General features: G+C 68.8%; 16 protein-coding genes and 3 rRNA genes. 8 read left to right on the plus strand and 11 right to left on the minus strand.

Annotation, left to right across the window (positions count from 1 at the left end; all coding sequences use genetic code 11):
* The first annotated feature begins 67 nt into the window (after nt 1–67).
* The gene (locus tag ACVW19_RS13000) at nt 68–712 is read left to right on the plus strand and encodes an Rv3235 family protein (protein ID WP_457459427.1); all 645 of its coding nucleotides are present in this window, start codon (nt 68–70) and stop codon (nt 710–712) included.
* 105 nt (nt 713–817) lie between these two features.
* On the opposite strand, the gene secA is transcribed toward ACVW19_RS13000, so the two are convergent.
* A complete protein-coding gene (gene secA, locus ACVW19_RS13005; RefSeq protein WP_457459429.1) occupies nt 818–3655 on the minus strand; it encodes a preprotein translocase subunit SecA in 2838 nt (945 codons plus the stop codon).
* A gap of 278 nt (nt 3656–3933) precedes the next feature.
* Here secA and ACVW19_RS13010 point away from each other — a divergent pair, with 278 nt between their 5' ends.
* Nucleotides 3934–4503: a GNAT family N-acetyltransferase gene (locus ACVW19_RS13010; RefSeq protein WP_457459431.1), complete on the plus strand. Its 570-nt coding sequence runs from the start codon at nt 3934–3936 to the stop codon at nt 4501–4503.
* An 87-nt stretch (nt 4504–4590) separates the two neighbouring features.
* The gene (locus tag ACVW19_RS13015; RefSeq protein ID WP_457459433.1) at nt 4591–5778 is read left to right on the plus strand and encodes a winged helix-turn-helix domain-containing protein; all 1188 of its coding nucleotides are present in this window, start codon (nt 4591–4593) and stop codon (nt 5776–5778) included.
* Between the two features lie 2 nt (nt 5779–5780).
* On the opposite strand, the gene ACVW19_RS13020 is transcribed toward ACVW19_RS13015, so the two are convergent.
* The 7 genes from ACVW19_RS13020 to mtnA form a co-directional block, all read right to left on the minus strand.
* Entirely contained in the window at nt 5781–6560 is a 780-nt protein-coding gene (locus ACVW19_RS13020; protein WP_457459434.1) for a response regulator, read from the minus strand.
* 207 nt (nt 6561–6767) lie between these two features.
* On the minus strand, nt 6768–7460 hold the full coding sequence (gene hpf / locus ACVW19_RS13025) for a ribosome hibernation-promoting factor, HPF/YfiA family (RefSeq protein WP_109378276.1): 693 nt from the start codon (nt 7458–7460) through the stop codon (nt 6768–6770).
* A 373-nt stretch (nt 7461–7833) separates the two neighbouring features.
* On the minus strand, nt 7834–8805 hold the full coding sequence (locus ACVW19_RS13030) for a ComF family protein (protein WP_457459437.1): 972 nt from the start codon (nt 8803–8805) through the stop codon (nt 7834–7836).
* Between the two features lie 88 nt (nt 8806–8893).
* Nucleotides 8894–10777 (minus strand): LpqB family beta-propeller domain-containing protein, encoded by a 1884-nt coding sequence (locus tag ACVW19_RS13035; protein WP_457459438.1) that lies wholly within the window; start codon nt 10775–10777, stop codon nt 8894–8896.
* Nucleotides 10767–12959 (minus strand): MtrAB system histidine kinase MtrB, encoded by a 2193-nt coding sequence (gene mtrB, locus ACVW19_RS13040; RefSeq protein WP_457459440.1) that lies wholly within the window; start codon nt 12957–12959, stop codon nt 10767–10769. The genes ACVW19_RS13035 and mtrB overlap by 11 nt, the downstream gene beginning before the upstream one ends.
* Nucleotide 12960: 1 nt before the next feature.
* A complete protein-coding gene (mtrA, locus tag ACVW19_RS13045; protein WP_193478414.1) occupies nt 12961–13650 on the minus strand; it encodes a two-component system response regulator MtrA in 690 nt (229 codons plus the stop codon).
* Nucleotides 13651–13654: 4 nt separating this feature from the next.
* Complete coding sequence (mtnA, locus tag ACVW19_RS13050; protein ID WP_457459442.1) at nt 13655–14803, minus strand: S-methyl-5-thioribose-1-phosphate isomerase; 1149 nt, start codon at nt 14801–14803, stop codon at nt 13655–13657.
* A gap of 156 nt (nt 14804–14959) precedes the next feature.
* Between mtnA and ACVW19_RS13055 the strand changes: the two genes are divergently transcribed.
* Genes ACVW19_RS13055 through ACVW19_RS13075 form a run of 5 tightly spaced genes read left to right on the plus strand, consistent with a single transcriptional unit; the run spans nt 14960 to nt 20615 of the window.
* On the plus strand, nt 14960–16336 hold the full coding sequence (locus tag ACVW19_RS13055; protein WP_457459444.1) for a hypothetical protein: 1377 nt from the start codon (nt 14960–14962) through the stop codon (nt 16334–16336).
* Between the two features lie 4 nt (nt 16337–16340).
* Complete coding sequence (locus ACVW19_RS13060) at nt 16341–17129, plus strand: DUF4129 domain-containing protein (protein WP_457459446.1); 789 nt, start codon at nt 16341–16343, stop codon at nt 17127–17129.
* Entirely contained in the window at nt 17126–18316 is a 1191-nt protein-coding gene (locus ACVW19_RS13065) for a DUF4350 domain-containing protein (protein WP_457459447.1), read from the plus strand. Before ACVW19_RS13060 ends, ACVW19_RS13065 begins: the two co-directional genes overlap by 4 nt.
* On the plus strand, nt 18316–19305 hold the full coding sequence (locus ACVW19_RS13070) for an AAA family ATPase (protein WP_457459449.1): 990 nt from the start codon (nt 18316–18318) through the stop codon (nt 19303–19305). The genes ACVW19_RS13065 and ACVW19_RS13070 overlap by 1 nt, the downstream gene beginning before the upstream one ends.
* Nucleotides 19305–20615 (plus strand): DUF58 domain-containing protein, encoded by a 1311-nt coding sequence (locus ACVW19_RS13075; RefSeq protein WP_457459451.1) that lies wholly within the window; start codon nt 19305–19307, stop codon nt 20613–20615. The genes ACVW19_RS13070 and ACVW19_RS13075 overlap by 1 nt, the downstream gene beginning before the upstream one ends.
* Before the next feature lie 95 nt (nt 20616–20710).
* Here ACVW19_RS13075 and rrf read toward each other — a convergent pair.
* The 3 genes from rrf to ACVW19_RS13090 form a co-directional block, all read right to left on the minus strand.
* Nucleotides 20711–20827 (minus strand): 5S ribosomal RNA (rrf, locus tag ACVW19_RS13080).
* Nucleotides 20828–20917: 90 nt separating this feature from the next.
* A 23S ribosomal RNA gene (locus ACVW19_RS13085) occupies nt 20918–24039 on the minus strand.
* A 307-nt stretch (nt 24040–24346) separates the two neighbouring features.
* Nucleotides 24347–25872, minus strand: a 16S ribosomal RNA gene (locus ACVW19_RS13090).
* Together the 16S, 23S and 5S rRNA genes form the textbook arrangement of a ribosomal RNA operon.
* Nucleotides 25873–26283: the final 411 nt, after the last annotated feature.

Consider the following 26283-nt stretch of genomic DNA (forward strand, 5'->3'; position numbering starts at 1 on the left):
AGTTACTGCTCGGTATCGCCTCGGTCCCCCGGCCGACGGCGACTCCCGGCCCGTCGAACGGAGTCCTGTGAACAAGGTCATGACCAGGGCGCAGCACCGCACCGGCACCCGCCCTCCCGGCCGCCGCGACACGCGCCGCCCCACCGGCGGCACCGTCCCGCCGCGCACCCCTGCCGGAGGCACCGCACCCGCCCCGCCCCCCGGCGGGGGCCGCCCCTCCCCCGTGCCCGCCCCGGCGTCCACGCGTCCCGCCGACAACCGCCCGCCGTCCTTCACGCCGACGGCCAGGGCCACGGCCACGGCCATCGCCCCGCTGCGACGGCGCCCGGCTCTGCCGGCGGCCCCCGCACCCCGGCCTCCCCGGCCGGCGCAGCCCCGCCCCACCGACCGTTTCGCCGAGCTGCTGCTCGCCGTCCTGAGCGGTCAGCGGCCCGTCCACTCGATGCTCCGGCACACCGCGGGCCGCGCCTACGACGAACTGGCGGACCTCGCCGAGCGCGGTCCGCTGCGCACCCGTGGCACCCGCCCGGTGGTGCGGGACATCGGCTACTACGTCCCCCGCGAGGGCGCGCTCGAGGTGTTCGCCCGGATCGGTGCCGGTGACCGGCTGCGGGCCATGGCCTTCCGCCTGGAACAGGGCCAGGACCTGCGCTGGCGCTGCACCGCCGTGGAACTGGGCGGTACCCGCCCACCCCGCCCCCACGACCACTGACGCCGGAGGGCCGGGCGACCCTGGGGTCTGCCCGGCCCTCCGCCTGCTCTCACGGCTCCGTACGGAGCCTCACCGCTCGATCGGCTCAGAAGCCTCGCAGCTCGCTCACTTCTTGCGGCGGCGACCGCCCCGCGCCTGCTTGCGGCGCTCGGCGCGCGTGAGGCCGTCGGCCTCGGAGCGCACCGGCTCGTCCTCGGCGAACTCGCCCTCGATGGTGCCGCCCGCGCCGTCCACGGTCGGCGCGGAGAAGTGCAGGTTCCGCCGCTGCGGGGCGTCGAGCCCCTTGGCACGGATCTCCGGCCGGACACCCGCCTGCGCGGGCACCGCGTCCTGCGCCACCGGCTCCGGCTTGACCTCCTCGACCGGGACCTCCTCGACCTGCTGCTCGACCTGGACCTCCAGGTTGAACAGGTAGCCGACGGACTCCTCCTTGATGCCGTCCATCATCGCGGTGAACATGTCGAAGCCCTCACGCTGGTACTCGACCAGCGGGTCCTTCTGCGCCATCGCGCGCAGGCCGATGCCCTCCTGGAGGTAGTCCATCTCGTAGAGGTGCTCGCGCCACTTGCGGTCCAGGACCGACAGCACGACCCGGCGCTCCAGCTCACGCATGATCTCGGAGCCGAGCTGCGCCTCACGCTCCTCGTACTGCTTGCGGATGTCCTCCTTGATGGAGTCGCCGATGAACTCGGCCGTCAGCCCGGCGCGGTCGCCGGCCTCCTCCTCCAGTTCCTCCACGGTGACCTTCGCCGGGTAGAGCTGCTTGAAGGCGCCCCACAGCCGGTCCAGGTCCCAGTCCTCGGGGAAGCCCTCGGACGTCTCGGCCTGGACGTAGGCGTCGATGGTGTCGTCCATGAAGTGGTGGATCTGCTCGTGCAGGTCCTCGCCCTCCAGGACGCGGCGCCGCTCGCCGTAGATGACCTCGCGCTGCCGGTTCATGACTTCGTCGTACTTCAGGACGTTCTTACGGGTCTCGAAGTTCTGCGTCTCGACCTGCGACTGGGCCGACGCGATCGCGCGCGTGACCATCTTGTTCTCGATCGGCACGTCGTCCGGGACGTTCGCCATGGACATCACGCGCTCGACCATCTGGGCCTTGAACAGGCGCATCAGGTCGTCGCCGAGCGAGAGGTAGAAGCGGGACTCGCCGGGGTCGCCCTGACGGCCGGAACGACCGCGCAGCTGGTTGTCGATCCGCCGCGACTCGTGCCGCTCGGTGCCGAGCACATAGAGCCCGCCGAGCCGCTCGACCTCTTCCTTCTCGGCCTTGACGGCTTCCTCGGCCCGCGCCAGAGCGTCCGGCAGGGCGTGTGCCCACTGCTCGATGTGCTCCTCGGGGTCGAGACCGTGCTGGCGCAGCTCCGCCTCGGCGAGGTCCTCGGGGTTGCCGCCGAGCTTGATGTCCGTACCACGGCCGGCCATGTTGGTGGCCACCGTCACGGAGCCCCTGCGGCCCGCCTGGGCGACGATCGTCGCCTCACGGTCGTGGTGCTTGGCGTTCAGCACCTCGTGCTGGATGCCGCGCTTGCTGAGCTGCTGGGAGAGGTACTCGGACTTCTCCACCGAGGTGGTGCCCACGAGGATCGGCTGACCCTTGGAGTGCTTCTCCTCGATGTCGTCGACGACCGCCTCGAACTTGGCGACCTCGGTGCGGTAGATCAGGTCCGCCTGGTCCTTGCGGACCATGTCCCGGTTGGTCGGGATGGGCACCACACCGAGCTTGTAGATCTGGTGGAACTCGGCGGCCTCGGTCATCGCCGTACCGGTCATGCCGGACAGGCCGGGCTGTTCCTTGCCGTTGTGGTCGTGGCGCTTGTAGAGGCGGAAGAAGTTCTGAAGGGTGATCGTGGCGAGCGTCTGGTTCTCGTCCTTGATCGGCACCGACTCCTTCGCCTCGATCGCCTGGTGCATGCCCTCGTTGTAGCGGCGGCCGGCGAGGATACGGCCGGTGTGCTCGTCGACGATCATGACCTCGTCGTCGATGATCACGTAGTCCTTGTCGCGCTTGAAGAGCTCCTTGGCCTTGATGGCGTTGTTCAGGTAGCCCACCAGCGGGGTGTTGACCGACTCGTAGAGGTTGTCGATCCCCAGCCAGTCCTCGACCTTGGCGACCCCGGACTCGTGGATGGCGACCGTGCGCTTCTTCTCGTCGACCTCGTAGTCGCCGGTCTCCTCGATGCCCTTGAGCGGGTTGCCGGCCTCACCGCGCTTGAGGCGCTTGACCAGCTTGGCGAAGTCGCCGTACCACTTGGTGGCCTGGTCGGCCGGGCCGGAGATGATCAGCGGCGTACGGGCCTCGTCGATGAGGATGGAGTCGACCTCGTCGACGACGGCGAAGTTGTGGCCGCGCTGGACGAGCTCGTCCTTGGACCACGCCATGTTGTCGCGCAGGTAGTCGAAACCGAACTCGTTGTTCGTGCCGTAGGTGATGTCGCAGCCGTACTGCTCGCGGCGCTGGGCCGGCGTCATGTTGGCCAGGATGCAGCCGACCTCGAGGCCCAGGAACTTGTGGACGCGGCCCATCAGCTCGGAGTCGCGCTCGGCCAGGTAGTCGTTGACCGTGATGATGTGGACGCCCTTGCCGGACAGGGCGTTCAGATACGCGGGCAGGGTACCGACGAGGGTCTTGCCCTCACCGGTCTTCATCTCGGCGACGTAACCCATGTGGAGGGCGGCGCCGCCCATGATCTGCACGTCGTAGTGGCGCTGGCCCAGGACGCGCTTGGCGGCCTCGCGGACGGTGGCGAAGGCCTCGGGGAGCAGGTCGTCCAGGCTCTCACCGTCGGCGTACCGCTCCTTGTACTCATCGGTGAGGGCACGCAGCTCGGCGTCGGAGAGGTCGACGAAGTCCTCTTCGATGGAGTTGACCTGGCCCGCGATGCGGTGCAGTTTGCGCAGGATCTTGCCTTCGCCTGCACGCATGATCTTCGAGAGGACGGACACGGGGGGTGGTCTCCTTGCCGGTCGGGCCTGGGACGGTCGGTTTCCATTTCATTGCTGAGCAACGGCCATCGTATGCGAGGACCCCACCACGTCGGGAGGCCTGCCGCGACGGTGACCACGCACGGCTTCGTATCTGTTTCACGGCTGCTTCAAAGGGGACAACGTCCGGAGCCCACGGATGGTGCCGCTTCACCCATCGGGTTGTGCGAAGGGTGACCGTTTCCTCACGTACGGCAAAGGGTTGGCGCCGCTCACTCCTCCACGAGCAGAATCGGCCGATGGAACCCGTCACGCTCACCACCGACCGCCTTCTGCTGCGCACGGTCGGCCCGCAGGACACCGACGCGGTGTACGCCGCCTGCCAGGACGCCGACATCCAGCGCTGGACCACGGTCCCCTCCCCGTATCTTCCCGAGCACGCGCGGGGCTTCATCGAGCAGATGTGTCCGGACGGCTGGGCGAACGGTTCGATGTTCACCTTCGGTGTGTTCCTCCGCTCCGGGGAGTTCACGGGCATGCTCGGCGTCACGATGCGCTCCCTGGGGGTGGGCGAGATCGGCTACTGGGGCGTCAAGGAGCACCGCGGCAACGGCTACATGACCGAGGCCGTCGTCACCGTCTCCCGCTGGGCCTTCACGAAGATGTCGATCGACCGGGTGGAATGGCGCGCCGAGGTGGGCAACCGGGCCTCCCGCGCGGTGGCGGAACGGGCGGGCTTCGTCGTCGAGGGCACCCTGCGCTCCGCGGTCAACAACAAGGGCGTGCTGCGGGACTGTTGGGTGGGCTCCCTGCTGCCGTCCGACCTGGGACTCCCGTCCACGGCGCCGTACCTGCCCGCCGGGGAGTGAGCGGGTGAGGGAGCGGAAGAGGAAGAGGGGGCGGCGTCCGTCCGGACCCGGAGCCGGTGTCAGTGCCAGCCCCTATCGTGCGGACGTATGACGACTCTCCCGCGTCCGGCCACGGACCTTTCGGCGGCAGAGGCCCGCCGCATCGCCCTGCGCGCCCAGGGCTTCCTGGGCGCCCCCGACCGCCGTTCCGGCGTCCGGGGGGTCCTGCGTCACCTGGGCGCGGTGCAGCTCGACACCATCTCCGTCCTCGCCCGCTCCCACGAGCTCATCCCCTATGCCCGCCTCGGCGCCGTGGGCCGGGAAACGGTCGAGGCCGCGTACTGGAAGGCCGGCATCCAGCCGCCGCACGCGTTCGAGTACTGGTCGCACGCGGCCTGCATCCTGCCCGTCGAGGAGTGGCCGCACTTCGCCTTCCGCCGCCGCGCCTACCGCGGCCGCCCGCACTGGAACCACGAACTTCCCGACGGTGTCTACGACCAGGTCGTCAAGCAGCTCCGCACCCAGGGCCCGCTCACGGCCACGGAGTTGGGCGGCGCGAAACGCACCAGCGAGTGGTGGGACTGGTCCGGTGCCAAGGTCGCCGTCGAGCGTGCCCTGATGTACGGCGAGGTGGTGTGCGTCGAGCGTCGCGGCTGGAAGCGGGTCTACGACCTCGCCGAACGCGCGATCCCCGACGCCCTGCTGCACGACGAGCTGGACGACGCCGAGTGCCTGCGTCGGCTGGTCCGCCTGGCCGGCCGGTCCCTCGGCGTCGGGACCCGCGCGGACCTCGCCGACTACCACCGTCTCAAGGGCGATCAGGTCGACGCGGTGATCGCCGACTCGGGCCTGGTGCCGGTCACGGTCGAGGGCTGGTCCAAGCCGGCCTGGGCCGATCCGGAGGCCCTCGCCGCGCCTCCGCGCGGACGTCACCGCACGACGCTGCTGTCCCCGTTCGACTCCCTGGTGTGGGAACGGGCGCGCACCGAGCGGATCTTCGGCTTCACTCACCGCCTGGAGGCCTACGTGCCGAAACAGAAGCGGGTGCACGGCTACTTCGCGATGCCCGTGCTCGCCGGGGGCCGGCTGGTCGGCCGCGTCGACCCGGCGCGCGAGGGTCGCACGCTGGTGGCCAGGCAGATCACGCTGGACGGCCCCGAGGCGGTCCCCGCCGTCGCACAGGCCCTGGTCGAGGCGGCGAGCTGGGTGGACTGCACGAACGTCCGCGTGGAGCGCGTCGACGCGCCCGAACTGCGCGAACCGCTCACCCGGGAGCTGACCCGCGCCCTCGCCTGACGTCACCGGATCTCGAGGATCTTCTCCCGCATCGCGTAGACCACCGCCTCCATCCTGGAGTGCAGCTGCAGCTTCTCCAGGATGTTGCGCACGTGGTTCTTCACGGTGTTCTCGGAGATGAACAGCTCCTTGGCGATGTCGCGGTTGTTCATCCCCGTGGCGACGAGCTTGAGCACCTCGAGCTCACGGTCCGTCAGCCGGGGCGCGGGCACCAGCCGACGCTCGTCGGTGCGCTGGATCATCGACTTGAACTCGGTGAGCAGCTTCGACGCCATGGAGGGGCTGATCTGCGACTGTCCGTCGGCCACCGCTCGAATGGCGGTGGCCACCTCGTCCGTGGAGATCTCCTTGAGGAGGTAGCCGGTCGCACCCGCCTTGATGGCGTCGTAGAGATCGGCCTCCTCGTCACTGATCGTCAGCATGATGATCTTCGCGCTGGGGGCCACCTCCTTGATGGAGGTGCACGCCTCGATGCCACCCCGCTTGGGCATCCGCACATCCATCAGGACGATGTCCGGCAGCAGGTCCGCGGCCTTCTCCACGGCCTCGGCACCGTCCCCCGCCTCACCGACGACCTGGATGTCCTCCTCGGCCGCGAGGACGATCTCCAGTCCCCGGCGGAACAGCGCGTGGTCGTCCACCACCAGGACCCTGATCGGCTCCCTGCTCGCCTCCCCGGCCGGTTCACCGACCGACTCCTGGTACCTGGAGCCCGCGTGCGGGCCCATGCCGGTGACGCCGTCGGAGTCCTCTCCACGCATAGGGCCGAAGCTGTCCGCCATCGTTCCTCCCCCTGAAGGCTGTGGCCGTGGTCGTGAGCCATCGCCAACCCAAGGCAACGGCCCACCGATTGGGCCGTTGCCGCCATGATTCCATGCCCGGACGGCACCGGGGTGCCGACGTGGGACGGGAAGTGGTCGCACACCGGTGCCCCCGGGGGCGCACACGCGCGCCCAGGGGCACCGGTTCGGCCACTGTCCCCCGCAGGGTCAGCCGCCGAGGGGCCCGCCCGCCTCGGGAGCATGCGGCTGCGTGACCATGGTGTCCGTGCTGAGGTGGATCACGCCGTAGTCGTAGGCGTGCCGCCGGTAGACGACACTGGGTTCCTTCGTCTCGGAGTCGACGAACAGATAGAAGTCGTGCCCGACCAACTCCATCTCGTAGAGGGCCTGATCGAGGGTCATGGGGGCGGCCACGTGGGTCTTCTCGCGAACGACGAGGGGGCCGTCACCCTGCACTTCCAGTGTGCCGATCTTCTTGGTGGGGACTGCGTCCTGCCCCTCCTCGGGGGAATGCGCGCCCGTCCCGTTGAGCGTCGCCGCGCCCGGGACGTGGTCGGGGACCTCCGCTGCCGAGATCCTGCGCGCGCCACGCCGTGAATAACGCTTGTCGTGCTGCTTGCGCAGCCGTGCGTCCAGCTTCTCCGCTGCCAGGTCGAGCGCCGCGTACGGGTCGCTCGCCGCTGCCTCCGCCCGGATCACCGGACCGCGGGAGTGGAGCGTGATCTCCACTCGGGCGCTGCGGTCGGCCTGCCGGGGGTTGGGCTCCTTGGACACCTCGACGTCGAGGCTGATCACCTTGCCGTCGAGCTTCTGGATCCTCTCCAGCTTCAGCTTCTCGGCCACGTGCTTCCGGAACCGCTCGGGCACCTCGATCTTGCGGCCCTTGACGACGATGTCCACGCAGAACTCCGTTCCCGGATCACTCCGCCTCGGTGCGGAGCGTCTCCCTTTTGCACCAGGCCCCGGTCGATCCCGGAACCTCGGACTCGGTGACTTCCACCTCCATCCCCCATGGACGAGATCTCCAGTCCACCAGCCCGGGTGATAACAGAAAACCCGTGGCACGGCATTCGGATTCGAGAGGTGTGGCCTGCGGCTTTCCCTCTCAACCGAACATATCTCGCCCGGACGGATGTCGTCACCCTCTACTGCCGCGTACCTCCGTTCAGGTGAATTGACCCTCTCACTACCTGCAACGATGCAAGTTCCCAGTCAGTTCCGGTTTATTTCGAAATAATCTGGTGAAGCCGCAACAACCGCCGCGCACTTCACGTCAATGGGCCGATCGGCCCCACCCGTACCCGCCACCAGGGTCGAACGGCCCTGGCCCTTGATCCACCCTCTCGTGAGCCGATCCGTTTCGTCGTTCCCGTTGTTCCCGTCGTACCCGTCGTTCTTGTCCTTCCCCTCGTGCCCCTCTCCTTTCCCATGTCTCACCCCTGTACACGAACACGGGCGCCGAAATACTCGAATCAGGACCGACATCCACCTCCATGCGCGCCCCTCGCGCCCCCCGCGCCCCCACAAGCGCTCCCGCACGCGGCTCGGTGTGCGACGCGAGACGCACCGCGCGCGCGGCCTCCGCCAACGACGCCCCGGTCGTCATCAGGTCGTCGACGAGTACGACGGAGCCCTCGCTCAGCAGCCGGTCACAGCCCGGCGCCACCGCCAGCGCACCGGCGAGATTGGCCAGCCGCCGCCGGGCGTCGAGCCCCGACTGGTCGGCCACGTCCCGCCGATGCCGCAACGCGGGCAGCACCGAAACGGGCAGCCCCTGGCGCCGCAGCGCACCCGCCGCCGCCCGCGCGATCCGCAGCGCCGGGTCGTGTCCACGGGCCCGCACGGCCCGCCGCGCGGACGGCACGGGTACCAACAGGACCGCCCCGCGGTGACCGCGTACCGCCCCCGGGACCCCGTCGGGGCCCGACCGCGCCGCCTCCAGCAGACCCGTCTCCCGCAGCCCCGCGCGCACCGCTTTCGCCAGGGCCTCGCCCAGCGGCCGGGAGAGGGCCAGGGCGCCCCGCTCCTTGTGCGCCAGCAGCGCGGCACGCACCTCGTCCGCGTAGGGGGCGGCGGCGTGCACGACCGGCAGCCCGGCCGGCCGGGGCACCGGGCACACCCCGCGTGGCGCGGCGCCGCTCAGTGCCGTACGGCACCGCTCGCAGAGCACCGCACGAGGTCTGCCGCACCCGCCGCACTCGGCCGGGAGCACCAGGTCGCTCAGGTCCTGCCACCAGCCCCGCATGGCCCCACTGTGCCAACGCCCGCGGCCTCCGGCCACCCCTGTGGAAAACTCCGCACGGCCCGCAGACCGGTCACCCCGGACAGACCGGTCACCCCGGATAGACCGGCGCGGTTCCCTCCGTCACCTGCTGCCACTGCGCACCCGACGGCAGCCGCACGATCCCGTCCACCGAGTACGCCACCAGCGGCATCTGTTCGTCGGGAGAGGCGGTCACCGCCTTGACACCGGTCAGGGCGGCGGGCTGAGGCACCTCGGGTATGGAGCCGTCGACCTCGACGTACCGCATCTGCTCCACGCCCCCTTCCTCCCGCCCGACCACCACAAGCCGGCTGTCCCCGGTCCAGGACATGGCGGTGACCTTCTCCAGCTCCGGCGTCGCGGGCCGCAGTCCCAGCACGGTGACGGTCGGCTGCTCGCCCGTGGTCCGTTCCTGCCCGTCCTGCCCGTCCTGCCCGTCCTGCCTGTCCTGCCCGTCCCGCTCGATCCGTCCGATCACCAGGGACCGCCGGTCGCCCTTGGCCACGACGAGCGCGACCCTGACCCCGTCGGCGGCGACCCGGACCGCCTGGATCCGCCCGTCCAGGCCCGGTGTGCGTACCTCCAGCGGCTCGCCCCCGCCCTCCTCCAGCAGGAGCAGCCGGGGGTTCCGGGGGTCCTGATCGGCCACCCACAGGCCGCCGTGCGCGTCCCAACTGGGCGCGGTCAACCGGTCGCTCTCGGACTTGCCCCGGCTGGTCAGCACGGGTTCACCGAGCGAACCGCCCGGCACCAGCGATCCGACGTACAGCAACTTCCCGTCGAACGCGACCCCGGCCGCAGTGCGCTCGTCCCACGAGACCGCCACCGACCGCAGCGGCTCCGCGCCCTCGCCGAGCGGCCCCGGCACCGGCTCCGGCTGGGTGGCGCTGTTGCCCGCGGTGAGCCGTACCAGCCGGTGCTCCTCGTCGATGAAGTACAGGTAGTCGGGGTGGTTCAGCGACCCCCGGTCGGCCACGGTCTCGATGGCCTCCTGGTTCAGCGAGCACAGCTTCTTCCCGGCGGCCCGCAGCTCGACCTCGTCCACGACGGGGCTGAGGTTGCGCAGCGTGAACAGCAACTGGGCCGCCATCTCCCCGCATCTCCTGGTGCCGACGTCGGCCGCCTTGTCGTTGAGCGGCACGGTCAGCCTGCCCCGGTCGTCCGCCGTCAGCGGACCGGCGCCCTTGCGCAGCGCCGTACCCGCGGGGAAGCTCGACCTGACGGCCGGGTCCAGCCAGTTCGTGGGTCCGCCCAGAAGGGAGCGGACCATCTGGGTGGTGGGCTCCACGTGACTGCGCACGTAGACCGGGTCGGCGACCGCCATCGGCGGCCCGTCCGCATCGGACCCACCGACTCCCGCGATGTTCGAGGCGAAGTAGTACTTGCTGACGGACATGTAGTTGCGCTGGAAGTCCGACTTGCCCATGACGACGCCCTGCGGCACCCCGTCGATGCGCCACTGGCGGGTCTTCACGTCCCGTGTGAGATGTACGAGCTGGCCGTACGGCCCGGAGTCGGCCGTGTACGCCTGCTGCGCGTCCACGGTGGCGACCTTGTCGCCGGTCAGCTTGAAGGAGAGTTCCCCGGCGTCCTCGCGGCCCGGCGGGTCGGCCTGGGCGCCCGGTCCGTCCGCCAGCACCGTGGTGGACAGCTCCGGCTTCCAGGCCTTCGCCGCCTCGGCGGTCAGATACTGGCGCGCGGTGCTGTAGTCCGGATCGTCGCTGGTCAGCGCCTCCAGGAAACCTTGCACAATCTGGTTCGGCGACGCGTCCTCACTCGGCGGCATCGCGAACACCCGCACCTGCGCGTCCTGGCGGGGCGTGGATTCCACGCCCCGCACATCCCCGCTGTCGGGCATCGATGCGCACCCGGCCAGCAGTACGACACCGCTGGTGGCGCACGCCACCACTCGTGCCGGCGCCGTCCTGCCGCGCCCTGCGCGCTCACCACCCACGCGAAGCCTCCCCTTGCCTGTCCGCCTGCCGGTCCCCGGACCGGTCCTCGGGTTCGTTATCTCGCCGGTCCGTGGCCGCCGTCCCGCTCTCCCCTCCGGGGTCGCCGAAACCGGCGTCCGCATCGACGTCGGCCTGCTCCCCTGCCCCCGACGGCTCTCCCTGCCGCGCACCGTGCCCCGACGGCCGCGACACCACGCGCGCGCCGTTGCCGGGCAGTGCCGTCGGGTCGGCTGTGGGTGCCACGCTGGCCGAGAGCGTCGCGAGCGGATCGCGGGCCGCGCGGGCCGATCCGTCGGTGTCCACGGACCGCGCGGGCACGGTGGACTGTTTCTCGCCGTCCCCGCCGTCCCCGCCGTCCCCGCCGTCCCGGCCGCCCCGCGGCTCTCCGGCGCCGCCGAGTCCGCTGTTGCGCCGTGAGTCCCTGGGCTCCAGGGGGATCGGGGAGCCCCGCAGCGGCTCGTCGGCCGTCCTGGGCAGCGTCAGCCGGAACTGCGAGCCGCCGCCCGGCTCGCCCCATGCCTGGAGCCAGCCGCCGTGCAGCCGCGCGTCCTCCAGTGCGATGGACAGTCCCAGCCCCGTACCGCCGGTGGTCCGCGCGCGTGCCGGGTCCGCCCGCCAGAAGCGGCTGAAGACCCGGGTCGCCTCACCGGGCTTGAGCCCGACACCGTAGTCGCGCACCGCGACCGCGACCGCCCCGCCCGCCGCGGCGAGTTTGACGACGACGTCCTTGCCGTCGCCGTGCTCCACGGCGTTGACGACGAGGTTGCGCAGGACGCGCTCCACGCGCCGCGCGTCGGCCTCGGCGACGACGGGCTGCTGGTCGCCGACGATCTTGATCGTCGTGCCCTTGCGCTCGGCGAGCGGCTCGGCCCCGCTGACCACGCGCCGTACGACTTCGCGCAGGTCTATCGGCTCCGCCTCGAGCGCCGCCGCGCCCGCGTCGAAGCGGCTGATCTCCAGCAGGTCCGAAAGCAGCGACTCGAACCGGTCGATCTGGTCGGCGAGCAGTTCGGCCGACCGCGCGGTGACCGGGTCGAAGTCCTCACGCGCCTCATGGATGACGTCCGCGGCCATCCGTACGGTCGTCAGCGGCGTCCGCAGTTCGTGGGACACGTCCGACACGAAACGGCGTTGCATCCGCGACAGTTCCTCGAGCTGGTTGATCTTCAGCTGGAGGTTCTGCGCCATCTTGTTGAAGGCCTCGCCGAGCCGCGCGATGTCGTCCTCACCGGTGACCTTCATCCGTTCCTGGAGACGCCCGGCGGACAGCCGCTCCGCGATCCCGGCGGCCATCCGCACCGGCGTCACGACCTGCCGCACCACGAGCCAGGCGATCGCCCCGAGGAGGACGACGACGAACAGCCCCGCGGTCGCCAGAGTGCCCTTGACCAGGCTCAGTGACTTCTCCTCCTGCGTGAGCGGGAAGAGGTAGTACAGCTGGTACGGATCACCGTTGGGGTCGTTGACCTGCTTGCCGATGACCAGGCCGGGCTGCGAGTCCGCGCCGTTGCTGTAGACGATCCGCGTGTACCGCTGCGCCGCCGCGGTGTTGGTGTCGATCTTGTCCCGCAGGTTCCCGGGCACGCTCTGCGACGGGTCGACGTGCCCCGAGGCACGCGGACCGCGCCCGCCTCCGCTCTCGTCGCCCATGGGCAGGGTGACCACGTCGAAGGCACCCTGGCCACCGCTGGAGAGCGACTCCACGAGGTCACTCATCCACTGGATGACGCTCTGCGAGGACCGGTCGCCCACCGCGGCCACGTCCTCGCCTGCGCCGCTCGCGGCCTCGTCGGCCTGCTGCTTGGCCACCGCGAACCCGCCGGTGGCCTGGCTCTGCGACGCCTTCACCTTGGCGTCCAGCAGACCGTTGCGTACCTGGCCGATGACGACGAAGCCCAGCAGCAGGACCACGCCCAGCGACATCAGCAGCGTGGTGACGACGACCTTCAACTGGATGTTCCGCCGCCACAGCCGTATGACGGGCAACAACGGCCGGTGCACCCAGCGGACGAACAGGCGGATCACCGGGCTGCCCTGGACTCCGCCCTGCAGCAGCCCGTCCTTGAGCAGGCGCCCCCAGCGGGAGCGCCCTGATGCCCGGCTGCCGGACGACCGGCCGACAGGCCGCTCCGATCGGTCCCCGGACCGGCCGGGCGCCGAAGCGGCACTGTCCCCGGACATGTCAGCTCGGTCCTGCCTTGTATCCGACGCCACGAACGGTCACCACGATCTCCGGCTTCTCCGGGTCCTTCTCGACCTTGGAGCGCAGCCGCTGGACATGGACGTTCACCAGCCGGGTGTCGGCCGCGTGACGGTACCCCCAGACCTGTTCCAGCAGCACCTCCCGCGTGAACACCTGCCACGGCTTGCGGGCCAGTGCGACCAGCAGGTCGAACTCCAGCGGGGTCAGCGCGATCGACTGCCCCTCCCGCTTCACGGAGTGTCCGGCCACGTCGATCACCAGGTCGCCGATGGCGAGCTGTTCCGGCGCCGGCTCCTCCGACCTGCGCAGCCGCGCCCGGATCCGGGCGACCAGCTCCTTCGGCTTGAACGGCTTGACGATGTAGTCGTCGGCACCGGACTCCAGGCCCACCACGACATCGACGGTGTCGCTCTTCGCCGTGAGCATCACGATCGGCACCCCGGACTCCGCCCTGATCAGGCGGCACACCTCGATACCGTCCCGGCCGGGCAGCATCAGATCGAGCAGCACCAGGTCGGGCTTGGCCTCACGGAAAGCGGCCAGCGCCTTGTCGCCGTCGGCTACGAAAGACGGTTCAAAACCTTCACCACGCAGCACAATGCCGAGCATCTCGGCCAGTGCGGTGTCGTCGTCGACGACAAGGACTCGTCCCTTCATAAACGACATCATCCCATTAGCTCATCGTGACCGGGCGTGACCTGGCGCACAGCTCGGCCAGGGCCTCGGTCGTCACGGGTGAGACGGCACCTTCCTCCGTGACGATCGCCGTCACCAGTTCCGGTGGTGTCACGTCGAATGCCGGGTTGTACGCCTGGGTCCCCAGGGGTGCCACAAGAATCCCGCCTCCTGCTTCGGTTCCGGCCACCGGCACCCGCGGTGCGGTGACCTCGGTCACTTCTTGTCCGGGGCGCTGCTCGACCTCGATGGACGCCCCGTCCGGCGTCTGCGGATCCACCGTCGTCACCGGGGCCACGACGATGAACGGCACATGGTGGTACCGCGCCAGCACCGCGAGCGGATAGCTCCCCACCTTGTTCGCCACCGAGCCGTCGGCCGCGATGCGGTCCGCCCCTATGAGTACCGCGTCCACCTCCCCGGCCGCGAACAGCGATCCCGCCGCGCTGTCGGTGAGCAGGGTGTACGCCATTCCGCTACGGGCCGCCTCGTATGCCGTCAGGCGAGCACCTTGCAGCAACGGACGCGTTTCGTCCACCCACAGCCGCCTGAGACGGCCCGCCCGGTGCGCCGCCAGCGCCACCGCGAACGCCGTTCCCTCGCCGCCCGACACCAGTGAGCCGGTGTTGCAGTGGGTGAGGATCCGGTGCCCGCCACCGGGCAGCAGTTCGTCCAGCAGCGCCAGTCCGTGCCCGGCCATCCGCGCGCTGGCCTCGGCGTCCTCGCGGTGCAGCCGCCGTGCCGCGGCCAGCGCGGCCACCGCCGCCTCCCGCTCGTCGCCGCCCCGGGCGAGAACGCCCTGGTGGGCGGCGAGGGCCCGGCGCACTCCCACCGCGAGGTTCACCGCGGTGGGCCGGGCGCCCTCCAGCGCGGCCGCGGCGTCGTCCACGTCGAAGCCCCGTGCGGCGGCGAGTGCGACGCCGTACGAACCGGCGATGCCCAGCAGCGGCGCACCGCGCACGGCCAGCGAGCGGATCGCCTCCACCAGCGCGGGTGCGTCCGTGCAGACCAGCTCGACCTCCTCGGCCGGCAGTCTCGTCTGGTCGAGAAGGATCAGAACGGGCCCTTCGGGTGGCTCTTCCCAGCGGAGCGCAGGGATCTCGGTCGGCCGCTTGTTGTCGCCGCTGTGTGCGTACTGATCAGCCATGCGGCCAGTCTGCCCCCTGAGGCGCGGACAATTGAAGGTACGGCCCGTCCCTCGGCAGATCCGACAGGTCCGGCAGGTCCGTTGACGAACACCCCATGGCACGATGGCTGCGAACCTGCCGCCGCGACCGCGGACGGGCACCGTGAAGGAGCGACGATGAACGACACTCCGGGCTGGGCCTCGCCCGGATCCGCCCCGTCCGACGGGCAGCAGCCGGGCGAGTCCCGACCTGCCGGGCCCGCAGACCGCCCGGACCCCGAGCAGCCGGGGCAGAACGCGCCCCAGGGTCCGGGCGTCAAGTGGTCGAAGGAGCAGCCGCCGCCCAGCCAGTGGTCCGCGCCCACCGGCCCACCCGGCGCCACGGGCCCCGGCCAGGCTCCCCATCCCGCACCGCCCGGCCCGGGATGGGGCACCCCGCCCCCCGGCGGCCCCACAGGGCCCGGAGGATACGGCGGCCCCGGCGGCTACGGCGGTGGTCACGGCGGCCCCGGTGGCTACGGAGGTCCCGGTGGTTACGGGGCTTGGGGAGGCGGCTGGGGCGGTCCCCCACCTGCGGCAAAGCCCGGTGTGATCCCGCTCCGCCCGCTCGGTGTGGGTGAGATCCTCGACGGCGCGGTCTCCACCATGCGCACCCACTGGCGCACAGTCCTCGGCATCTCGCTGACCGTCGCCGTCCTCACCCAGATCGTCGTCGTCCTCGTCCAGGGACTCTTCCTGAACAGCTCCAGCGCCGCGGCACTCGGCGACCCGAGCTCCACCCTCGACGAGCTGACCAGCGCCATGGGCGACGCCATGCTCAGTAACGGGGTGGTCTCCGTGATCACTCTGATCGGCACCACCATCGCCACCGCCCTGCTCACGACGGTCACCAGTCGCGCCGTACTCGGCACGTCGGTCACCGCCGCCGAGGCCTGGCGCGACGCCCGCCCCCAGGTCCTGAAGCTGTTCGGCCTGATCTGCCTGCTGCTGCTCATCACTGTCGGCGTCATCGCCATGGGCGCGCTGCCCGGCATCCTCGTGGCCGTCACGGTGGGCGGTCCGCCCGGCGTAGCGCTCACCGTGCTGGGCATCATCGGTGCCGGCATCGTCGCCGTGTGGCTGTGGGTCCGCTTCTCGCTGTCCGCGCCCACGTTGATGCTGGAGAAGCAGGGCGTCATGAAGGCGCTGAGCCGGTCCGCGAAGCTGGTGCGCGGCTCCTGGTGGCGGATCTTCGGCATCCAGCTGCTCGCGTCGCTCATCGCGGGCCTGGTCGCGTCGCTCATCGTCATCCCCTTCGCCGTCCTCGCCACGGTGTTCAGCAGTGACGGCGCCTCCGGTTTCCTCTACAGCGCGGGCGGCGACATAGGCTGGGCGTTCCTCATCATCAGCGGGATCGGCTCGGTCATCGGCTCCACCATCACGTTCCCGATCACAGCCGGCGTCGCCGTGCTCCTCTACGTCGACCAGCGCATCCGCCGCGAGGCCCTCGACCTCGAACTGGGCCGCGCCGCCGGCGTCCAGGGCTACGGTCCCGGCACCACCCCGGGGAGCTGAGGGGGTGCACACCGCGGGGGGAGTTCTCACTTCGGCACGGGCGCTGCCCGAAGCCGCCGGCGGCGCCGTGCACACACTGCTGCGCGGCGACGGCGAGCCACCCCTCACCATCCCGCGCGATCCCGCACGGGAGGCGGCCCGGCGCGAGCTGTCCAAGCAGATGTACCACGAGAACGATCCCAGCTGGTTCCAGCGGGCTCTGGACGCCTTCTGGGAGTGGGTCGGCAAGCTGTTCGACACCGCCGCCACCGCGACACCCGGCGGTGCGCTCGGACTGATCGTCGTCATCGCCGCCGTGGTCGCCGTCCTGGGCGCCCTGTGGTGGCGGCTGGGCACCCCAGGGCGCCTGCCGACCTCCGCGCCCGCGCTGTTCGACGACCGGCCCCGCAGCGCCGCCGAACACCGTGCGGCCGCCGAGGCGCACGCCGCCCAGGGCCACTGGAACCAGGCCGTGCAGGAACGCATGCGCGCCGTCGTCCGCGCCCTGGAGGAACGCGCCCTGCTCGACATCCGCCCGGGCCGCACCGCTGACGAGGCGACAGCCGAGGCGGGCCGCGCCCTGCCCGCCCACGCCGACCGGCTGCACACCGCCGCGCGGAGTTTCGACGACGTCACATACGGCGGCCGGACCGCGACGGAACAGTCGTACCGGCACCTCACCGAACTCGACCGCGACCTGGAACGCAGCAAACCCCAGCTCGCGGGCACCGCTGCCGGCAACGGCAACGGCACGAACACCAGCGACCGCAGCGACAACACGGGCGGCAGCGCCCGCCAGGGAGCCGCCGGATGACGACCGAGGTCACGCTCCCCCCCACCTCGGCCTCGCCCACCGCCCGCCAGGTGTGGACCCGCGCGCGAGGTGTCGTCCTCGCGCTCGTCCTGCTGCTCGTGGCGGCCGTCGTCATCGCCGTGGTCCGCTCCGACGCCCGACACGGCGAACTCGACCCGCGCTCCGCCGACCCCTACGGCAGCCGCGCCGTCGCCGAACTCCTCGCCGAACGCAGTGTGGACACGCGCGTGGTCACCACCCTGCACGAGGCATCCGCCGCCGCGAATCCCGACACGACCCTCCTGGTCGCCGTCCCCGACCGCCTGACCCACCGCCAGCAGTCGAGACTGCACGCCGCGGTCGCCGACTCCGGCGGCCGCACCGTCCTGGTCTCCTCCGGCAGCGCGTCCGTCGACCGGCTCGCCCCGGGTGTCGTCGCCGACCCGGTCACCAGCTTCGGCTCCACCCTCTCCCCCCGCTGCTCCCTGCCCGCCGCCCGCAGCGCGGGCACCGCCGACACGGGCGGCATCCGCTACACCACCACCCATCTCGACGCCGACGAGTGCTACCCCAGCGAGCGCCTGGCCACCCTGCTGCGTGTCCCCGCGGCCACCGGCGGCGGGGACACCATCCTCATCGGTGCCCCCGACATCCTCCTCAACGACCGCCTCGACGAGCACGGCAACGCCTCGCTCGCCCTCCAACTCCTCGGCTCCCGCCCTCATCTGGTCTGGTACCTCCCCTCACTCGCCGACGCCTCCGAGGACGGCGAGAGCGGCTTCTTCGACCTGCTCCCCTCCGGCTGGCTCTGGGGCACCCTGCAGCTCTTCATCGCCGCAGCCCTGGCCGCCCTGTGGCGGGCACGCCGGCTCGGCCCCCTCGTGCCCGAAAGACTTCCCGTCGCGATCCGCGCCTCCGAAACCGTCGAAGGCCGCGCCCGCCTCTACCGCAAGGCGAACGCCCGGGACCGCGCGGCCGCCGCTCTTCGCTCCACCACACGCACCCGCCTCGCCCCCCTCGTAGGCGTCCCCGCCTCCCAGGCACACGCGCCCGAGGCCCTGCTGCCCGCCCTGTCCGCCCGCCTTCACGGCGACGGACAGCCGTCCCCGCACGATCTCCTGTTCGGCCCGCCGCCCGGCGACGACGCAGCCCTGACCTCCCTCGCCGACCGACTCGACGCCCTCGAAAGAGAGGTACGCCGTCCATGATGGACCCGACCACTGACAACGCCGCGCACACCGGGAATCCGGCCGCCGCCAGGGCCTCCCTGGAGGCACTGCGCGCCGAGATCGCCAAAGCCGTGGTCGGCCAGGACCCCGCTGTCACCGGCCTCGCCGTCGCCCTGCTGTGCCGCGGCCACGTGCTCCTCGAAGGCGTTCCCGGCGTCGCCAAGACACTGCTCGTCCGCACCCTCGCCGCTGCTCTGGAACTCGACACCAAGCGCGTCCAGTTCACCCCCGACCTGATGCCTAGCGACGTCACCGGCTCCCTGGTCTACGACGCCCGCACCGCGGAGTTCTCCTTCCAGCCCGGCCCCGTCTTCACCAACCTCTTCCTCGCCGACGAGATCAACCGCACGCCTCCGAAGACCCAGGCGTCGCTCCTGGAGGCCATGGAGGAACGGCAGGTCACCGTCGACGGCACCCCCCGCCCCCTCCCGGAGCCCTTCCTGGTCGCCGCCACCCAGAACCCCGTGGAGTACGAGGGCACCTATCCCCTCCCCGAAGCACAGCTCGACCGCTTCCTCCTCAAGCTCACCATCCCTCTCCCGTCCCGTCAGGACGAGATCGACGTCCTCACCCGCCACACCGAGGGCTTCGACCCCCGCGACCTGCGCGCCGCCGGCGTACGCCCCGTCGCGAGCGCCGCCGACCTGGAAGCGGCCCGCGCCGCGGTCGCCAGGACGACGGTCTCCCCCGAGATCACCGCCTACGTCGTCGACATCGTCCGCGCCACGCGCGAATCGCCGTCCCTCGCCCTGGGCGTCTCCCCCCGAGGAGCCACCGCCCTCCTGTCCACCGCCCGCGCCTGGGCCTGGCTGACGGGACGCGACTACGTCACCCCCGACGACGTCAAGGCCCTCGCCCTCCCCACCCTCCGCCACCGCGTACAGCTCCGGCCGGAGGCCGAGATGGAAGGCGTCACGACCGACTCGGTCATCAACGCCATCCTCGCCCACGTCCCCGTTCCCCGCTGATGGCCCTCACCGGACGCGCCGCCCTCCTCGCGGCACTCGGCTCTCTCCCCGTCGGCATCTGGGACCCCGGCTGGACGGGCATCCTCGCCGTCAACGCCCCCCTGGCGGTGGCCTGTGCCTGCGACTTCGCCCTGGCCGCCCCCGTACGCAGGCTCGGTCTGAGCCGCTCCGGCGACACCTCGGTGCGCCTGGGCGACAGCGCGGACGTCACCCTGACGCTCACCAACACGTCCCGCCGTCCGCTCCGTGCCCGCATCCGTGACGCCTGGCCTCCCAGCAGCTGGCAGCCCGGCACCGAGGTGGCGGCCTCCCGCCACCGCCTGTCGGTCCCCGCCGGTGAACGCCGGCGCATCACCACCCGGCTGCGTCCCACCCGCCGGGGCGACCGCCAGGCCGACCGCGTCACCATCCGCTCCTACGGCCCACTCGGTCTCTTCGCCCGCCAGGGCACGCACCAGGTTCCCTGGACGGTACGGGTGCTGCCGCCGTTCACCAGCCGCAAGCACCTGCCGTCCAAACTGGCCCGCCTGCGCGAACTGGACGGCCGCACCAGCGTCCTGACCCGCGGTGAGGGCACGGAGTTCGACAGCCTGCGCGAGTACGTTCCCGGCGACGACACCCGCTCCATCGACTGGCGTGCCACGGCCCGCCAGTCCGCCGTGGCGGTACGCACCTGGCGCCCCGAGCGAGACCGCCACATCCTGCTCGTCCTCGACACCGGCCGCACCTCCGCGGGCCGTGTCGGCGACATCCCCCGCCTCGACGCCTCCATGGACGCGGCCCTGCTCCTCGCGGCACTCGCCTCCAGGGCCGGCGACCGCGTGGACCTCCTCGCCCACGACCGCCGCCTCCGCGCCCTCGTACAGGGCCGGTCTGCAGGCGATGTTCTCCCGTCCCTGGTCAACGCCATGGCCACGCTCGAACCGGAACTCGTCGAAACCGACGCCCGGAGCCTCACCGCCACGGCCCTGCGGACGGCCCCCCGCCGTTCTCTGATCGTCCTGTTCACCACGCTCGACGCGGCCCCCATCGAAGAGGGCCTGCTTCCCGTACTGGCCCAACTCACCCAGCGGCACACAGTCCTGCTCGCATCGGTCGCGGACCCACATCTGGCCCAGATGTCGAAGGCCCGCGGAAACGCCGATGCGGTGTACGAGGCAGCGGCGGCCGCCCAGGCCCAGACCGAACGTGACCGGACAGCGGAGCAGCTCCGCCGCCACGGCGTCACCGTCGTCGACGCGACCCCGGACAGCCTGGCGCCGGCCCTGGCCGACGCCTATCTGGCGCTGAAAGCAGCGGGCCGCCTCTGACAAAGAACCCAATGACCAGAAAAGGCAGGTGGAAGGCCCGCCCCTGAAATGCAGAAAGCCCCGCACCATATCGGTGCGGGGCTCTCCCACAATTTGTTCGGCGGCGTCCTACTCTCCCACAGGGTCCCCCCTGCAGTACCATCGGCGCTCTGGGGCTTAGCTTCCGGGTTCGGAATGTAACCGGGCGTTTCCCCCACGCTATGACCACCGAAACACTATGAAACACGCAACCGCACCACACCACGGGCACGGGCGTGGGGTCGTTCGTGGTTTCAGAACCAACACAGTGGACGCGAGCAACTGAGGACAAGCCCTCGGCCTATTAGTACCGGTCAACTCCACACCTTACGGCGCTTCCATATCCGGCCTATCAACCCAGTCGTCTACTGGGAGCCTTACCCCATCAAGTGGGTGGGAGCCCTCATCTCGAAGCAGGCTTCCCGCTTAGATGCTTTCAGCGGTTATCCCTCCCGAACGTAGCCAACCAGCCATGCCCTTGGCAGAACAACTGGCACACCAGAGGTTCGTCCGTCCCGGTCCTCTCGTACTAGGGACAGCCCTTCTCAAGACTCCTGCGCGCGCAGCGGATAGGGACCGAACTGTCTCACGACGTTCTAAACCCAGCTCGCGTACCGCTTTAATGGGCGAACAGCCCAACCCTTGGGACCGACTCCAGCCCCAGGATGCGACGAGCCGACATCGAGGTGCCAAACCATCCCGTCGATATGGACTCTTGGGGAAGATCAGCCTGTTATCCCCGGGGTACCTTTTATCCGTTGAGCGACGGCGCTTCCACAAGCCACCGCCGGATCACTAGTCCCGACTTTCGTCCCTGCTCGACCCGTCGGTCTCACAGTCAAGCTCCCTTGTGCACTTACACTCACCACCTGATTGCCAACCAGGCTGAGGGAACCTTTGGGCGCCTCCGTTACCCTTTAGGAGGCAACCGCCCCAGTTAAACTACCCATCAGACACTGTCCCTGATCCGGATCACGGACCCAGGTTAGACATCCAGCACGACCAGACTGGTATTTCAACGACGACTCCACCACCACTGGCGTGGCGGCTTCACGGTCTCCCAGCTATCCTACACAAGCCGAACCGAACACCAATATCAAACTGTAGTAAAGGTCCCGGGGTCTTTCCGTCCTGCTGCGCGAAACGAGCATCTTTACTCGTAGTGCAATTTCACCGGGCCTATGGTTGAGACAGTCGAGAAGTCGTTACGCCATTCGTGCAGGTCGGAACTTACCCGACAAGGAATTTCGCTACCTTAGGATGGTTATAGTTACCACCGCCGTTTACTGGCGCTTAAGTTCTCAGCTTCGCCACCCCGAAGAGTGACTGACCGGTCCCCTTAACGTTCCAGCACCGGGCAGGCGTCAGTCCGTATACCTCGCCTTACGGCTTCGCACGGACCTGTGTTTTTAGTAAACAGTCGCTTCTCGCTGGTCTCTGCGGCCACCCCCAGCTCACCGAGTAAATCGGATCACCGGTGATGGCCCCCCTTCTCCCGAAGTTACGGGGGCATTTTGCCGAGTTCCTTAACCATAGTTCACCCGAACGCCTCGGTATTCTCTACCTGACCACCTGAGTCGGTTTGGGGTACGGGCCGCCATGAAACTCGCTAGAGGCTTTTCTCGACAGCATAGGATCGTCCACTTCACCACAATCGGCTCGGCATCGGGTCTCAGACTACGTGTCAGACGGATTTGCCTGCCTGACGTCCTACACCCTTACCCCGGGACAACCACCGCCCGGGCTGGACTGCCTTCCTGCGTCACCCCATCACTCACCTACTGCAGGTCTGGTCCGTCGGCTCCACCACTCCCCTTCACCCGAAGGATCCGGGGCGGCTTCACGGACTTAGCATCGCCTGGTTCGATGTCTGTCGCTTCACAGCGGGTACCGGAATATCAACCGGTTGTCCATCGACTACGCCTGTCGGCCTCGCCTTAGGTCCCGACTTACCCTGGGCAGATCAGCTTGACCCAGGAACCCTTGGTCAATCGGCGCACACGTTTCTCACGTGTGTATCGCTACTCATGCCTGCATTCTCACTCGTGAACCGTCCACAACTCGCTTCCGCGGCTGCTTCACCCGGCACACGACGCTCCCCTACCCATCACGATCCCCGTTGGGGGCACATATCGCAATGACACGACTTCGGCGGTACGCTTGAGCCCCGCTACATTGTCGGCGCGGAATCACTAGACCAGTGAGCTATTACGCACTCTTTCAAGGATGGCTGCTTCTAAGCCAACCTCCTGGTTGTCTGTGCGACTCCACATCCTTTCCCACTTAGCGTACGCTTGGGGGCCTTAGTCGATGCTCTGGGCTGTTTCCCTCTCGACCATGGAGCTTATCCCCCACGGTCTCACTGCCGCGCTCTCACTTACCGGCATTCGGAGTTTGGCTAAGGTCAGTAACCCGGTAGGGCCCATCGCCTATCCAGTGCTCTACCTCCGGCAAGAAACACGCGACGCTGCACCTAAATGCATTTCGGGGAGAACCAGCTATCACGGAGTTTGATTGGCCTTTCACCCCTAACCACAGGTCATCCCCCAGGTTTTCAACCCTGGTGGGTTCGGTCCTCCACGAAGTCTTACCTCCGCTTCAACCTGCCCATGGCTAGATCACTCCGCTTCGGGTCTTGAGCGTGCTACTGGGGCGCCCTGTTCGGACTCGCTTTCGCTACGGCTTCCCCACCCGGGTTAACCTCGCAACACACCGCAAACTCGCAGGCTCATTCTTCAAAAGGCACGCAGTCACGACGCGGGGACGAATCCCCGCGCGACGCTCCCACGGCTTGTAGGCACACGGTTTCAGGTACTATTTCACTCCGCTCCCGCGGTACTTTTCACCATTCCCTCACGGTACTGTCCGCTATCGGTCACCAGGGAATATTTAGGCTTGGCGGGTGGTCCCGCCGGATTCACACGGGATTTCTCGGGCCCCGTGCTACTTGGGTGTCTCTCCAACGAGCCGCTGACGTTTCGACTACGGGGGTCTTACCCTCTGCGCCGGACCTTTCGCATGTCCTTCGTCTACGCCAGCGGTTTCTGACTCGTCTCATGGCCGGCAGACCATGACCGAGAGATCCCACAACCCCGCATGCGCAACCCCTGCCGGGTCTTGCACGCATGCGGTTTGGCCTCATCCGGTTTCGCTCGCCACTACTCCCGGAATCACGGTTGTTTTCTCTTCCTGCGGGTACTGAGATGTTTCACTTCCCCGCGTTCCCTCCGCACTGCCTATGTGTTCAGCAGTGGGTGACAGCCCATGACGACTGCCGGGTTTCCCCATTCGGACACCCCCGGATCACAGCCTGGTTGACGGCTCCCCGGGGCCTATCGTGGCCTCCCACGTCCTTCATCGGTTCCTGGTGCCAAGGCATCCACCGTGCGCCCTTAAAAACTTGGCCACAGATGCTCGCGTCCACTGTGCAGTTCTCAAACAACGACCGACCACCCGTCACGCACCGCGTGCGCGGTGCTGTACCGGGGCCGGCACCGAGAGACAGGCCGTGCGGCCGTGCCCTCAGACACCCAACAGCGTGCCCGACACGGCCGGCCGACCAGATCAGCGTTCCACGCCCCGAGGGGCAGTACTAGCGCCTGGTCCGTCCTGGACCGTGCCGAATAATCAACGTTCCACCCATGAGCTGACCACCGCCGGACGGATGCCGGCGCAGTGGCTCTGGCTGCCTGCGGCAGCTAGATGCTCCTTAGAAAGGAGGTGATCCAGCCGCACCTTCCGGTACGGCTACCTTGTTACGACTTCGTCCCAATCGCCAGTCCCACCTTCGACGGCTCCCTCCCACGAGGGGTTGGGCCACCGGCTTCGGGTGTTACCGACTTTCGTGACGTGACGGGCGGTGTGTACAAGGCCCGGGAACGTATTCACCGCAGCGATGCTGATCTGCGATTACTAGCGACTCCGACTTCATGGGGTCGAGTTGCAGACCCCAATCCGAACTGAGACCGGCTTTTTGAGATTCGCTCCACCTTGCGGTATCGCAGCTCATTGTACCGGCCATTGTAGCACGTGTGCAGCCCAAGACATAAGGGGCATGATGACTTGACGTCGTCCCCACCTTCCTCCGAGTTGACCCCGGCGGTCTCCCGTGAGTCCCCAGCACCCCGAGGGGCCTGCTGGCAACACAGGACAAGGGTTGCGCTCGTTGCGGGACTTAACCCAACATCTCACGACACGAGCTGACGACAGCCATGCACCACCTGTACACCGACCACAAGGGGGCGCCCGTCTCCGGGCGTTTCCGGTGTATGTCAAGCCTTGGTAAGGTTCTTCGCGTTGCGTCGAATTAAGCCACATGCTCCGCCGCTTGTGCGGGCCCCCGTCAATTCCTTTGAGTTTTAGCCTTGCGGCCGTACTCCCCAGGCGGGGAACTTAATGCGTTAGCTGCGGCACCGACGACGTGGAATGTCGCCAACACCTAGTTCCCACCGTTTACGGCGTGGACTACCAGGGTATCTAATCCTGTTCGCTCCCCACGCTTTCGCTCCTCAGCGTCAGTGTCGGCCCAGAGATCCGCCTTCGCCACCGGTGTTCCTCCTGATATCTGCGCATTTCACCGCTACACCAGGAATTCCGATCTCCCCTACCGAACTCTAGCCTGCCCGTATCGACTGCAGACCCGGGGTTGAGCCCCGGGCTTTCACAATTGACGCGACAGGCCGCCTACGAGCTCTTTACGCCCAATAATTCCGGACAACGCTCGCGCCCTACGTATTACCGCGGCTGCTGGCACGTAGTTAGCCGGCGCTTCTTCTGCAGGTACCGTCACTTGCGCTTCTTCCCTGCTGAAAGAGGTTTACAACCCGAAGGCCGTCGTCCCTCACGCGGCGTCGCTGCATCAGGCTTGCGCCCATTGTGCAATATTCCCCACTGCTGCCTCCCGTAGGAGTCTGGGCCGTGTCTCAGTCCCAGTGTGGCCGGTCGCCCTCTCAGGCCGGCTACCCGTCGTCGCCTTGGTGAGCCGTTACCTCACCAACCAGCTGATAGGCCGCGGGCTCATCCCTCACCGCCGGAGCTTTCAACCCCCGCCCATGCGGGCGGGGGTGTCATCCGGTATTAGACCCCGTTTCCAGGGCTTGTCCCGAAGTGAGGGGCAGATTGCCCACGTGTTACTCACCCGTTCGCCACTAATCCCCACCGAGGTGGTTCATCGTTCGACTTGCATGTGTTAAGCACGCCGCCAGCGTTCGTCCTGAGCCAGGATCAAACTCTCCGTGAATGCTTCCGGGGTGTCCCGGTGACACACACGGGAGCGGAACCGCCGGAGGAATGATCCGGCGGTTCACAGCGTCCTCGCTGTGTTTTTTCAAAGGAACCTCGTCCCGGCCCTGGGGGCCGGAGACGGGGTATCAACATATCTGGCGTTGATTTTTGGCACGCTGTTGAGTTCTCAAGGAACGGTCGCTTCCTTTGTACTCACCCTCGCGGGTTTTCCTCCGGGCGCTTCCCTTCGGTCCTGCGTTTCCGACTCTATCAGATCTTTCCGATCCGGTTTCCTCGGGGTTTTGCTTTCCAGGTGTACGCTTTTCGCGTTTCCCTTTCCGGCGGGTCCGACTTTATCAGAAGTTTCGCGCCGGATTGACCGGCAGTAGCTTTCCGATTCATCGGGAGGGGCTTCGTCGAAAGTTTG

The organism is Streptomyces sp. TE5632 (assembly GCF_054061295.1).

Bases quoted from the DNA above. Each gene is read 5' to 3' on its own strand.
- ACVW19_RS13010 (WP_457459431.1), top strand. From the start codon at position 3,934: ATGGAACCCGTCACGCTCACCACCGACCGCCTTCTGCTGCGCACGGTC.
- ACVW19_RS13065 (WP_457459447.1), top strand. From the start codon at position 17,126: ATGACGACCGAGGTCACGCTCCCCCCCACCTCGGCCTCGCCCACCGCC.
- mtrA (WP_193478414.1), bottom strand. From the start codon at position 13,650: ATGATGTCGTTTATGAAGGGACGAGTCCTTGTCGTCGACGACGACACC.
- ACVW19_RS13015 (WP_457459433.1), top strand. From the start codon at position 4,591: ATGACGACTCTCCCGCGTCCGGCCACGGACCTTTCGGCGGCAGAGGCC.
- ACVW19_RS13070 (WP_457459449.1), top strand. From the start codon at position 18,316: ATGGACCCGACCACTGACAACGCCGCGCACACCGGGAATCCGGCCGCC.
- ACVW19_RS13075 (WP_457459451.1), top strand. From the start codon at position 19,305: ATGGCCCTCACCGGACGCGCCGCCCTCCTCGCGGCACTCGGCTCTCTC.
- mtrB (WP_457459440.1), bottom strand. From the start codon at position 12,959: ATGTCCGGGGACAGTGCCGCTTCGGCGCCCGGCCGGTCCGGGGACCGA.
- ACVW19_RS13020 (WP_457459434.1), bottom strand. From the start codon at position 6,560: ATGGCGGACAGCTTCGGCCCTATGCGTGGAGAGGACTCCGACGGCGTC.
- mtnA (WP_457459442.1), bottom strand. From the start codon at position 14,803: ATGGCTGATCAGTACGCACACAGCGGCGACAACAAGCGGCCGACCGAG.
- ACVW19_RS13055 (WP_457459444.1), top strand. From the start codon at position 14,960: ATGAACGACACTCCGGGCTGGGCCTCGCCCGGATCCGCCCCGTCCGAC.
- ACVW19_RS13030 (WP_457459437.1), bottom strand. From the start codon at position 8,805: ATGCGGGGCTGGTGGCAGGACCTGAGCGACCTGGTGCTCCCGGCCGAG.